Here is a 12,576-nt window from a genome sequence, read left to right as displayed (position 1 = left end):
AAACTGCGACGCAAGGATACTTGCAGGTTATCCGGCATCCGTTAACATGCCGCTCCTCATCTACCAGCGCAGGGAGACCAGATGTACATATACCGGTTGGTTTTGCTTCTGGTGGTCGGCATTTATCTGTTCTCTCCAGCCATCATGGACTGGTGGATCGATGCTACCGGTGCCTGGTATCGGCCCTACATGTTGTGGCTGATCCTGATTGTGGTGACGTTCATTCTGCAGAGCCAGCGAGATGCCGATGAGCTTTAGTCTGACGCAGATGCTGCTGGTCAGCGCCGCCTACCTGTTGGTGCTGTTCGGTGTAGCCTGGGTCAGCGAACACGGTCTGATTCCGCGCTGGATCATTCGTCACCCGCTGACCTACACCCTGTCACTGGGCGTCTACGCCAGCGCCTGGGCGTTTTATGGCACGGTCGGTCTGGCCTATCAGTATGGCTACGGCTTTCTGTCCAGTTATCTGGGGGTGTCCGGGGCCTTCCTCCTCGCGCCGGTGCTGCTTTACCCGATCCTGAGAATTACCCGCACCTACCAGCTGTCATCACTGGCCGATCTGTTCGCCTTCCGTTTTCGCAGCACCTGGGCCGGCGCGCTGACCACCGTATTCATGCTGATCGGCGTGCTGCCACTGCTGGCCTTGCAGATTCAGGCGGTCGCCGACTCTATTGGCATTCTGACCCGCGAGCCGGTGCAGGACCGGGTCGCCGTGGCGTTCTGCGCCCTGATCACCCTGTTCACGATTTTCTTCGGCTCGCGGCACATCGCGACCCGTGAGAAACATGAGGGCCTGGTGTTCGCCATCGCCTTTGAATCGCTGATCAAGCTGATCGCCCTGGGCGGCGTCGGGCTGTATGCCTTGTATGGCGTATTCGACGGCCCGCAACAACTGGAACTGTGGCTGCTGCAGAACCAGACCGCCCTCGCCTCGCTGCACACGCCTTTGCAGGAAGGCCCGTGGCGCACGCTGCTGCTGGTGTTCTTCGCCTCGGCCATCGTCATGCCGCACATGTACCACATGACCTTCACGGAAAACCTCAACCCGCGCTCGCTGGTCAGCGCCAGCTGGGGTCTGCCGCTGTTTCTGCTGTTGATCAGCCTGGCAGTGCCGCTGATCCTCTGGGCCGGGCTCAAGCTCGGCGCCACCACCAGCCCGGAATACTTCACGCTCGGCATCGGTATCGCCGCCAACAGCAAGTCTCTGGCCCTGCTCGCCTATATCGGCGGGCTGTCGGCGGCCAGCGGGCTGATCATCGTCACCACGCTGGCGTTGTCCGGCATGGCACTCAATCACCTGGTGCTGCCGCTGTATCAGCCACCCGCCGAGGGCAATATCTATCGCTGGCTGAAGTGGACACGACGCGGATTGATCGTGGCGATCATCGCACTGGGTTACGGCTTCTACCTGATGCTCGGCGCGCAGCAGGATCTGGCCAATCTGGGCATCGTCGCCTTCGTTGCCACCCTGCAATTTTTGCCGGGCGTGCTGTCGGTACTGTACTGGCCGACCGCCAACCGACGCGGCTTCATCGCCGGGCTGCTGGCCGGCATTTCGGTCTGGGCAGTCAGCATGCTGTTGCCGCTGATCGGCAACCTGCAGGGCTTCTATATTCCCTGGCTGAACATGATCTATGTGCTGGACGACACCAGTTGGCACATGGCAGCCATCGCCTCGCTGGCCGCCAACGTCTTGCTGTTCACCCTGATCTCGCTGTTCACCAATGCCAGCCCTGAAGAAGCCGGGGCCGCCGAGGCCTGCGCAGTCGACAACGTGCGCCGCCCGCAACGCCGTGAACTGCACGCCGTATCGCCGCAGGAGTTCGCCACCCAACTGGCCAAGCCGCTGGGCGCGAAAGCCGCGCAGAAAGAGGTCGAGCAAGCGCTGCGCGATCTCTACCTGCCGTTCGACGAGCGCCGCCCTTATGCCCTGCGCCGCCTGCGCGACCGCATCGAGGCCAACCTGTCCGGGCTGATGGGGCCGAGCGTTGCCCAGGACATGGTGGAAACCTTTCTGCCGTACAAATCAGGCAGCGAAAAATACGTCACCGAAGACATACATTTCATTGAAAGCCGGCTTGAGGATTACCACTCGCGCCTCACCGGCCTTGCCGCCGAACTCGATGCCTTGCGCCGTTACCACCGCCAGACCCTTCAGGAACTGCCGATGGGCGTTTGCTCGCTGGCCGAAGATCAGGAGATCCTGATGTGGAACAGGGCCATGGAAGAATTGACCGGCATCGTCGCCCAGCGCGTGGTCGGTTCGCGACTGGAAACCATTGCCGAGCCGTGGAAGGGCCTGCTGACCGGTTTTACCAGCCTGCCCGATGAGCATTTACACAAGCAGAAGCTCGGTCTGGACGGCCAGACACGCTGGCTCAATCTGCACAAGGCAGCCATCAACGAGCCCCTGGCGCCAGGCAACAGCGGGCTGGTGGTGCTGGTCGAAGACCTGACCGACACGCAGATGCTCGAAGACAAGCTGGTGCATTCGGAACGTCTGGCAAGTATTGGCCGACTGGCCGCCGGTGTGGCGCACGAGATCGGCAATCCGATTACCGGTATTGCCTGCCTCGCCCAGAACCTGCGCGAAGAACGCGAAGAAGACGGCGAACTCAAGGAAATCAGCAGCCAGATTCTCGAACAGACCAAACGCGTATCGCGCATCGTCCAGTCATTGATGAGCTTTGCCCACGCGGGCGCTCATCAGCATAGCGACGAAGCCGTTTGTCTGGCCGTGGTGGCCCAGGATGCTATTGGTCTGCTGGCTCTGAACCGGCGCAATTTCGAAGTACACTTCTACAACCTGTGCAACCCCGAGCACTGGGCTGTCGGCGATTCGCAGCGACTGGCGCAGGTGTTGATCAATCTGCTCTCCAACGCCCGTGATGCCTCCCCGGCAGGCAGTGCAGTCAGGGTCAGAAGCGAAGTATCCGAGCACACTGTGGACTTGATCGTCGAAGACGAAGGCAGTGGGATTTCAAAGGCAATCATGGACCGATTGTTCGAGCCGTTCTTCACCACCAAGGATCCCGGCGAGGGAACCGGACTTGGCCTGGCGCTGGTCTATTCCATCGTTGAAGAGCATTATGGACAAATCACCATCGACAGCCCGGCCGATCCCGAGCAGCAGCGTGGAACCCGTATTCGGGTGACCTTGCCACGCCATGTCGACGCGACGTCCACCGCGAACTGAGACCGTCGAGAGAACTGAATCAATGCCGCATATTTTGATCGTCGAAGACGAAACGATTATCCGCTCAGCCCTGCGTCGCCTGCTTGAACGCAACCAGTATGAAGTCAGTGAAGCCGGCTCCGTTCAAGAGGCTCAGGAACGCTTCAGCATCCCGTCGTTCGATCTGATCGTCAGCGACCTGCGCCTGCCCGGCGCGCCCGGCACCGAACTGATCAAGCTCGGCGAAGGCAAACCGGTGCTGATCATGACCAGCTACGCGAGCCTGCGCTCGGCAGTCGATTCGATGAAGATGGGCGCGGTGGACTACATCGCCAAACCCTTCGATCACGATGAAATGCTCCAGGCGGTCTCGCGGATCCTGCGTGATCGGCAGACGGTCAAGCACCTTCAGGACGAACGCAGCGCCACAGCCAGGACCAGCAGTGCTGAAAAAAGCCCGGCTCAGAACCATAACGGCGAGATCGGCATCATCGGCTCATGCCCGCCCATGCTGGATCTCTACAGCAAGATCCGCAAAGTCGCCCCGACGGATTCCAATGTCCTGATTCAAGGGGAGTCAGGCACCGGTAAAGAGCTGGTCGCCCGCGCCCTGCACAACCTCTCACGCCGCGCCAAGGCGCCGATGATTTCCGTCAACTGTGCGGCCATTCCAGAATCGCTGATCGAGTCCGAACTGTTCGGTCACGAGAAAGGCGCGTTCACCGGAGCCAGCGCAGGCCGCGCAGGTCTGGTCGAGGCCGCTGACGGTGGCACGCTGTTTCTCGATGAGATCGGCGAACTGCCGCTGGAAGCCCAGGCTCGCCTGCTGCGCGTGTTGCAGGAAGGCGAGATTCGGCGCGTCGGCTCGGTGCAATCGCAAAAGGTCGACGTGCGCCTGATCGCCGCGACCCACCGGGACCTGAAAACACTGGCCAAAAATGGCGAGTTTCGTGAAGACCTGTTCTATCGCCTGCACGTCATCGCCCTGAAACTCCCGGCGTTGCGCGAACGTGGCAACGACATCCTGGAAATCGCCCGTGCGTTCCTGGTCCGTCAAAGCAGCAAGGTCGGACGCGACGACCTCAAATTTGCACACGACGCCGAACAAGCGATCCGCCATTACAGCTGGCCGGGTAACGTACGCGAGCTGGAAAACGCAGTGGAGCGCTCGGTGATTCTCTGCGAGAACCCGGAAATCACCGCTGACCTGCTGGGTATCGACATCGAGCTCGACGGTCTGGATGACGACGAGTACATGGGCATGGCGCCTTTACCGGGCTCTTCCGGCTCGTCGGGCAACGAGCCCGCCGAAGACCTGTCGCTCGAAGACTATTTTCAGCACTTCGTTCTGGAGCATCAGGACCACATGACTGAAACCGAGCTGGCGCGCAAACTGGGCGTCAGTCGCAAATGTCTGTGGGAACGCCGTCAGCGTCTGGGTATCCCGCGGCGCAAGGGCGTGGCCAGCGAGACATAAAATCAGCCCAAGGCTCTGGCACGCGGTGCGCAGGGCGGGGACAAACTGTTACCTCAAGCGTTTCACGTAACAAAAGCCGGGTCTTACGGTAACGCAGGCCCGGCTTTTTTGTGTGCGCAAAAACGCCCTGCTGCCCGCCAAGCCCCGGTTTACGGGGCTTGGCAAAAGTTGGCACAGCTTCTGCTATATGCTTGGTACAAGAAGAACAACAAGCAGTACGACACCCACAATAAAAACAATACGAATCGACTCACGCATAACAAGAACAACACGGCGGAGGCGCAGCTAACTGATTCTTTTGGAGAGGAGTTGTATTTGGGGCTTGCCCCGCAACCAGGCCGAGAACAACAAAAACTACCCTTAGGTAGCGCCTGAACTGGTTGGATCGAATGATCATTGCAACGCAGCGACCAAAGCAATCCGTTTGCTCTTGACTCCCGACTGGGAGGTTTCACAGACGCAAGTCTCGTGAATGGGCACTCAACAAAAACAAGAAGCCCAGGCAGAAAACAATAATAAAGAGCACACACTTTGGGGGAGCTTCGGCTCCCCCAGTAGCTTCCCCGCCTTGATCCGCGCCATCGTTTACCCTTCCGCGACAGCTTCCTACACCATCACTCGACTAAATGCTAGAATCCCCGCCCATCATGCGGTCATTCCACGTTTTTGGCCGAATATTCCTTCAAACAGTGCATCCCATGCTGAAGAAGTTGTTCCAGTCATTTCGTTCCCCACTGCGCAAACCGCAGCAACATACGCGCACCACGCCTGAAGTGCTCAACAGCAGCCAACATTCGCTGCAACGCAGTCAGTTCAGCCGCTATGCCGTGAATATCGTCGAGCGCCTGCAGAATGCCGGCTACCAGGCCTATCTGGTCGGCGGCTGCGTACGCGACATGATGCTCAACATCACGCCCAAGGATTTCGACGTCGCCACCAGCGCCACGCCCGAACAGGTGCGTGCCGAATTCCGCAACGCGCGGATCATCGGCCGCCGGTTCAAGCTGGTGCACATCCATTTCGGTCGCGAAATCATCGAAGTCGCGACGTTCCGCGCCAATCATCCTCAGGATGATGAAGAAGAGGACAGCAACCAGTCCTCGCGCAATGAAAGCGGACGCATCCTGCGTGACAACGTATACGGCACGCTTGAAGAAGACGCCCAGCGTCGCGACTTCACGATCAACGCGCTTTACTACGACCCGGTCAGCGAGCGCGTTCTGGATTACGCCAATGGCGTGCACGACATCCGCAATCGCCTGATCCGCCTGATCGGCGATCCGGAGCAGCGTTATAAAGAAGACCCGGTGCGCATGCTGCGTGCCGTGCGTTTCGCGGCCAAGCTGGACTTCGGCATCGAGAAGCACAGCGCTCAACCGATCCGCGCACTGGCGCCGATGCTGCGTGACATTCCGTCGGCACGCCTGTTCGAGGAAGTGCTCAAACTGTTCCTCTCCGGACACGCCGCCCCCACCTTTGAAATGCTGGTGGACCTGGAACTGTTCGAACCGTTGTTCCCGGCCAGCTCCAAGGCCCTGGAATACAACCCGACCTACACCCATACGCTGATCAGCAATGCGTTGATCAATACCGACCTGCGCATCAAGCAGAACAAACCGGTCACACCGGCGTTCCTGTTCGCGGCCCTGCTCTGGCCTGCACTGCCGGCCAAGGTGCTGCGTGCCCAGGAACGCGGCATGCCGCCGATCGCAGCCATGCAGGAAGCCGCTCACGAACTGATCATCGAGCAGTGCCAGCGCATCGCGATTCCCAAGCGCTTCACGTTGCCGATTCGCGAGATCTGGGACATGCAGGAGCGCCTGCCGCGCCGTTCGGGCAAGCGTGCCGACCTGCTGCTCGACAACTCGCGGTTCCGCGCCGGCTACGATTTCCTGCTGTTGCGTGAAACAGCGGGCGAGCAGACCGATGGTCTGGGCCAGTGGTGGACCGATTATCAGGACTGCAACGACAGCGAACGCCGCGACATGATTCGCGACCTGAGCAACAAGCCTGAAGCGGCGGGCACAGCCCCGCGCAAGCGCCGTCGTAACAGCGGCGCCAAACGCAAGCGCACCACGGGCGAGGCGCAAAGCGGTGAATGAACCGCTGTTGGCCACTGAACGCGTGTATATCGGTCTGGGCAGCAACCTGGCTGACCCGGCCGAACAATTGCGCAGCGCCCTCAAGGCCATAGCGCAGTTGCCCGACTGTCAGTTGAGCGGCGTGTCGTCCTTCTATATCAGCGACTCGCTACTGCCCGGCCAACCGCGCTTCACCAATGCCGTTGCGGCAATCGACACCTCCCTGGCGCCCCTGACGCTGCTTGATGCGCTACAGGCCATCGAGCTGGACCAGGGCCGCGAACGCCACGAGCGCTGGGGGCCACGCACGCTGGACCTCGATATCCTTCTGTTCGGCGACCGTCTGATCGACGAGCCACGCCTCAAGGTGCCGCATTATCACATGCAGGCCCGGGCCTTCGTGCTGTACCCGCTGGCAGAGCTGGCTCCAAGGCTGACACTGGCAGACGGCCGACCGCTGAATCGTCTGCTCGATGAATGCCCGTTCACAGGTCTTGAGCGTCTGCCCGCCGAGGCATGAAGCCTGTCTGTCACCGCGCCGGTGTAACCGCTCAGACGCACAGGTAACACCTTCAATTGACTTCACGCCCCCTCCTCACGAAGATAGGCCTCCCGCCGCCACACCACAGGCGAACGGGCGCGAAACAGGCCTTTGCAAAACATCGCGACACGACGGTGTGCCTGCTTTTCCAGGATGACTCTCACGCGCTGAGCACCCGTCTTCACAGCGCCTGATGGAGGACTTTACATGCCGAACATAACCGTTACGTCGCTGCTGGCCATGAAGCAGAAGGGTGAGAAGATCACCATGCTGACCTGCTACGACGCAACCTTCGCCCACACGGCCTCCCAGGCGGGTGTCGAAGTGCTGCTGATAGGCGACTCGCTGGGCATGGTCCTGCAGGGTCACGACAGCACCCTGCCTGTTACCACGGCTGAAACGGCGTACCACGTTGCCTGTGTGAAACGCGGCAACCAGGGTGCGATGATTCTCGCCGACCTGCCGTTCATGGCCAACGCGACGCTGGAGCAGACCCTGATCAACAGCGCGACGCTGATGCAGGCAGGCGCACACATGATCAAGGTCGAAGGCGCTGCCTGGCTGGCCGAGTCGATCCGTTTGCTGGCCGAGCGCGGCATTCCGGTGTGCGCACACATGGGCCTGACCCCACAGGCCGTCAACGTGCTGGGCGGCTACAAGGTTCAGGGCCGGCTGGAAGCGCAGGCGCGGCAGATGCGCGCCGATGCCATCGCACTGGAACAGGCGGGCGCAGCGATGATCCTGCTGGAGTGCGTGCCCAGCGAACTGGCCGAGGAAATCACCCAGGCGGTGAAGGTCCCGGTCATCGGCATTGGCGCCGGCAGCGCCACTGATGGTCAGGTCCTGGTGCTGCACGACATGCTCGGCCTGTCCATCACCGGACGCGTGCCCAAGTTCGTGAAAAACTTCATGACCGGTCAGCCCGATATCCAGTCGGCTATCCGGGCCTACGTGGCCGCAGTCAAAGACGTCAGCTTTCCGGCCACTGAACACGGATTCTCGGCATGAACACAGTAAAAACCGTACAGGACCTGCGCGCCGCTGTTGCGCGGGCACGCAGCGAAGGCAAGCGGATCGCGCTGACCCCGACGATGGGCAACCTGCACAGCGGCCACGCCGCGCTGGTCACCAAGGCGGCGCAGCGTGCCGATTTCGTGGTCGCCACTATTTTCGTCAATCCCCTGCAGTTCGGCCCCAACGAAGACCTGGCCACCTACCCTCGCACGCTGGCTGCCGATCAGGAAAAACTCCTGCAGGCCGGTTGCAACCTGCTGTTCACCCCAAGCGTCGAAGAAATCTACCCGCACGGCATGGCCGACCAGACACTGGTCAGCGTGCCGCACCTGTCGCAAGGCCTGTGTGGCGCCAGCCGTCCCGGCCATTTCGAAGGTGTCGCCACCGTGGTCAGCAAGCTGTTCAACATGGTGCAGCCTGACCTGGCGATCTTTGGTGAAAAAGACTTCCAGCAACTGGCCGTGATCCGGTCCATGGTCCGTGATCTGAACATGCCGATCCAGATCATCGGCGAACCGACGGTACGTGCCGACGACGGCCTGGCGCTGTCCTCGCGCAACGGTTATCTGAACGACGCTCAGCGCGCCGCTGCACCCGCGCTGTATCAGGCGATCCGCCAGATCGCCGACGCGATCAAGGCCGGCGAGCAGGATTTCGACGCGCTGCTGGCGAGCAAGAAGCAGCAACTGGAGGCTGCCGGTTTTCGTATCGACTACCTGGAGATACGCGATGCCACCAGCCTGCGGGCGACGACTGCCGACAATCGCGACCTGGTCATCCTCGCAGCGGCATTCCTGGGCAAAACCCGCTTGATCGACAACCTGCACCTGACCAGAAGCTGACAGGATGTGCGCTGGCAATGAACTAAGACACACCGGTAATGCCATACCGGTACAGGTTGCCTGAACCACAACCGGCAGTATTCGAGACAAAACCCCGGTTGCCTGTGTGCGAAAAAGTACCGGGGTCATGTAAGGCGAGGCGCAGACAAACAGGTACGCGAAGGGTAGTCTGCGATGTGTAGCCCGTGAGAAAGCTTGCGACCTCGCTCCAAGAATATCCAAAGACAGAACCAGTTAAAGGAAACCCGCAGCGATGGCGTACTACCGCACTCCTTCCGATGTGACCGCTCTGCCCGCCTGGCAAGCGTTGAACAAACACCGCCAGGCCATGCAGAACTTCAGCATGCGCGAAGCGTTCAACACCGACCCGCAGCGCTTCAGCCAATTCACTCTCAGCAGCGCTGGCCTGTTTCTCGATTACTCCAAAAACCTGATCACCACCGAGACCCGCGACCTGTTGGTCAGCCTGGCGGGCGAAGTGGGCCTCAAGGATGCGATCAAGGCTCAGTATGACGGCGAGCTGGTCAACTCATCCGAAGGCCGCCCTGCCCTGCACACCGCTCTGCGCCGCCCGGTAGGCGACAAGTTGAAAGTCAACGGCGTCGATGTGATGCCGGACGTACACCGCGTACTCAATCAGATGACCGAACTGGTCGGCCGCATCCATGACGGCCTGTGGCGCGGTTACACCGAAAAACCGATCACCGACGTGGTGAACATCGGCATCGGCGGCTCGTTCCTCGGCCCGGAGCTGGTCTCCGAAGCGCTGGTGGCCTACGCGCACAAAGGTGTCCGCTGCCATTACCTGGCCAACATCGACGGCAGCGAATTCCATGAGCTGTCGATGAAGATTCGTGCCGAGACCACGCTGTTCATCGTCTCGTCGAAATCCTTCAACACGCTGGAAACCCTGAAAAACGCGCAGGCTGCACGTGCCTGGTACCTGGCGCAGGGCGGCTCGGAAGTCGAACTGCATCGCCACTTCATCGCGGTGTCCAGCAACAACGCGGCGGCCGTGGCCTTCGGCATCCGTGAAGAAAACATCTTCCCGATGTGGGACTGGGTCGGCGGTCGCTATTCGCTGTGGTCGGCCATCGGTCTGCCTATCGCGCTGGCCATCGGCATGTCCAACTTCAAGGAACTGCTGTCCGGTGCCTACACCATGGACCAGCATTTCCAGAGCGCGCCGTTCGAGCAGAACATGCCGGTATTGCTGGGCTTGCTGGGCGTCTGGTACGGCAATTTCTGGGGCGCACAAAGCCACGCGATCCTGCCGTACGATCACTACCTGCGTAACATCACCAAGCACCTGCAACAACTGGACATGGAATCCAACGGCAAGAGCGTCCGTCAGGACGGTACGCCGACGTCGACCGACACCGGACCGGTTATCTGGGGCGGCGTGGGTGCCAACGGTCAGCACGCTTACCACCAGTTGCTGCACCAGGGCACGCAGATGATTCCGGCCGACTTCATTGTACCGATCGTCAGCTTCAACCCGGTCGCCGACCACCACCAGTGGCTGTACGCCAACTGTCTGTCGCAGAGCCAGGCACTGATGATGGGCAAGACCCGCGCAGAAGCCGAGGCAGAACTGCGCGAGAAGGGTATGGACGAGCAAGAGGTGCAGAAGCTGGCACCGCACAAGGTCATCCCCGGCAACCGTCCGAGCAACACGCTGGTGGTCGAGCGCATCAGCCCGCGTCGTCTTGGCGCGCTGGTGGCCATGTATGAACACAAGGTGTTTGTACAGAGCGTGATCTGGGGCACCAACGCCTTTGACCAATGGGGTGTGGAGCTGGGCAAGGAAATGGGCAAGGCGGTGTACCAGCGCCTGACCGGCGGCACCGAAGAGCCGGCTGACGATGCATCGACCCAAGGCCTGATCAACTACTTCCGCGGCCGTCACCGCGGCTGATTTGTCCCTCTCGTTCCCACGCTCTGCGCTCAGCGTTACGCAGAAGTCTTGATGAGTAGGGGAAACGGGGCTTTTGTGGAGCGAACCTGTTCGCGAAGGCGTTATGTCAGACGCAGAAACTTCTGCGACTGCACAGGCCCTTTCGCGAACAAGTTCGCTCCCACGCCCTGCGGGCAGAAGCCCTGTACATCTTCAGCGGATGTACGCTCTCCTTGTGGAAGTCTTGATGAGTAGGGGAAACGGGGCTTTTGTAGGAGCGACCGGGGCGGCGATCCGCCTTCTTCGCGAAGGCGTTATGTCAGACGCAGAAACTTCTGCGGCTGCACAGGGCCCTTTCGCGAACAAGTTCGCTCCCACGCCCTGCGGGCAGAAGCCCTGTACATCTTCAGCGGATGTACACTCTCCTTGTGGGAGTCTTGATGAGTAGAGGAAACCGGGCTTTTGTAGGAGCGACCGGGGCGGCGATCCGCCTTGTTCGCGAAAGCTTTATTTCGAGTGATACATCTTTAGCGGATGTACCGGCCCTTTCGCAAGCAAGCGAAGGGTCGCACGGTCCGTTACCACAAAAGTCTCTTTGCCGTACTTCCCTCCCCGATGCCCGAGCTCGACATGGAATTCATCCGTACCCGCATCGAAAACCAGGTCATCAGCCTTACCGGCCTGGCCCTGGGTCAACTGGATCTGGAAAACCCCAAGGGCGACCCGGGTCTGTTTGGCCCTCAGGCGGTGTGCTGGGAGGTGCATGGCGATTTCACCAGCATGCTGGTCGGCGGCATCAGTGCATTGATGCTGCAGGCGCTGCACCCTCTGGCGCTGGCGGGCATCTGGGACCACTCCAACTTTCGTCAGGACATGCTTGGCCGCCTGCGGCGTACCGGGCAGTTCCTGTCCGGCACCACCTACGGCTCCACACGCGATGCCAACTGGCTGATCGACAAGGTCCGCAACATTCACCTGAACATCGTCGGCACCGCGCCCGATGGCCGGCCGTATGCCGCCAGCGATCCGGATTTGCTGACCTGGGTGCATGTGGCCGAAGTCAGCAGCTTTCTCGCAGCACATGTGCGCTATCTGAACCCGGACATGCCGCTCGCCGCTCAGGACGCGTACTACGCTGAAACAGCGCTGGTGGCCGAGCGACTCGGCGCGCGCAACGTTCCGCGCTCGCGTCAGGCCATTGCTGACTACCTGGCAGACATTCGCGGCCAACTGGTGTGTGACGCGCGCAGCCGCGAGGTAATGCGCCTGCTGCTCGATGCCCCCGCACCCAACTGGCTGGCCAAGCCGTTTGGCGTGTTGATGATGCGCGCCGGTATCGAGCTGCTGCCGGACTGGGCCAGCGACATGCTCGACGTCACGCAAAGCCCCTTCAAACGCCGGATGATCCGCCTGGGCGTCAACAGCACTGCGCCCATTCTGCGCTGGGCCGTGCGCGACGGATCGGCGCAACGTGCCAGACGCCGCATGGACGTTTGAACGAGGCATGACGGTTTTCGGCAAACCGTGACCGGGCGGTTCACGGTTGGAA

9 protein-coding genes are annotated in these 12,576 nt (G+C 60.8%); all 9 read left to right on the top strand.

The features are described from left to right. Positions 1 to 81: 81 nt before the first annotated feature. Complete coding sequence (locus tag LIX91_RS16875) at positions 82 to 258, top strand: hypothetical protein (RefSeq protein WP_002552060.1); 177 nt, start codon at positions 82 to 84, stop codon at positions 256 to 258. Further along, entirely contained in the window at positions 242 to 3,196 is a 2,955-nt protein-coding gene (locus LIX91_RS16870; protein WP_004415167.1) for a sensor histidine kinase, read from the top strand. The genes LIX91_RS16875 and LIX91_RS16870 overlap by 17 nt, the downstream gene beginning before the upstream one ends. 22 nt (positions 3,197 to 3,218) lie before the next feature. Further along, positions 3,219 to 4,652 carry a sigma-54-dependent transcriptional regulator gene (locus LIX91_RS16865; RefSeq protein WP_004412367.1) on the top strand — a complete coding sequence of 478 codons (1,434 nt, stop codon included), beginning with the start codon at positions 3,219 to 3,221 and terminating at the stop codon, positions 4,650 to 4,652. 698 nt (positions 4,653 to 5,350) lie between these two features. Beyond that, on the top strand, positions 5,351 to 6,754 hold the full coding sequence (locus LIX91_RS16860; protein WP_003345072.1) for a polynucleotide adenylyltransferase PcnB: 1,404 nt from the start codon (positions 5,351 to 5,353) through the stop codon (positions 6,752 to 6,754). After that, a complete protein-coding gene (folK, locus tag LIX91_RS16855; RefSeq protein WP_226488823.1) occupies positions 6,747 to 7,253 on the top strand; it encodes a 2-amino-4-hydroxy-6-hydroxymethyldihydropteridine diphosphokinase in 507 nt (168 codons plus the stop codon). The genes LIX91_RS16860 and folK overlap by 8 nt, the downstream gene beginning before the upstream one ends. A 228-nt stretch (positions 7,254 to 7,481) precedes the next feature. Then, complete coding sequence (gene panB, locus LIX91_RS16850) at positions 7,482 to 8,282, top strand: 3-methyl-2-oxobutanoate hydroxymethyltransferase (RefSeq protein ID WP_003423024.1); 801 nt, start codon at positions 7,482 to 7,484, stop codon at positions 8,280 to 8,282. Then, complete coding sequence (gene panC, locus LIX91_RS16845; protein WP_226488822.1) at positions 8,279 to 9,130, top strand: pantoate--beta-alanine ligase; 852 nt, start codon at positions 8,279 to 8,281, stop codon at positions 9,128 to 9,130. The genes panB and panC overlap by 4 nt, the downstream gene beginning before the upstream one ends. Positions 9,131 to 9,383: 253 nt before the next feature. Next, positions 9,384 to 11,048, top strand: coding sequence for a glucose-6-phosphate isomerase (gene pgi, locus LIX91_RS16840; RefSeq protein ID WP_004409985.1), 1,665 nt, complete (start codon positions 9,384 to 9,386; stop codon positions 11,046 to 11,048). Positions 11,049 to 11,657: 609 nt separating this feature from the next. Next, complete coding sequence (locus tag LIX91_RS16835; protein ID WP_032702605.1) at positions 11,658 to 12,524, top strand: oxygenase MpaB family protein; 867 nt, start codon at positions 11,658 to 11,660, stop codon at positions 12,522 to 12,524. Positions 12,525 to 12,576: the final 52 nt, after the last annotated feature.

It is taken from the genome of Pseudomonas sp. B20 (genome assembly GCF_020515755.1).
Lineage (GTDB): Bacteria > Pseudomonadota > Gammaproteobacteria > Pseudomonadales > Pseudomonadaceae > Aquipseudomonas > Aquipseudomonas syringae.
This window is presented reverse-complemented; position numbering and strand designations above follow the sequence as displayed.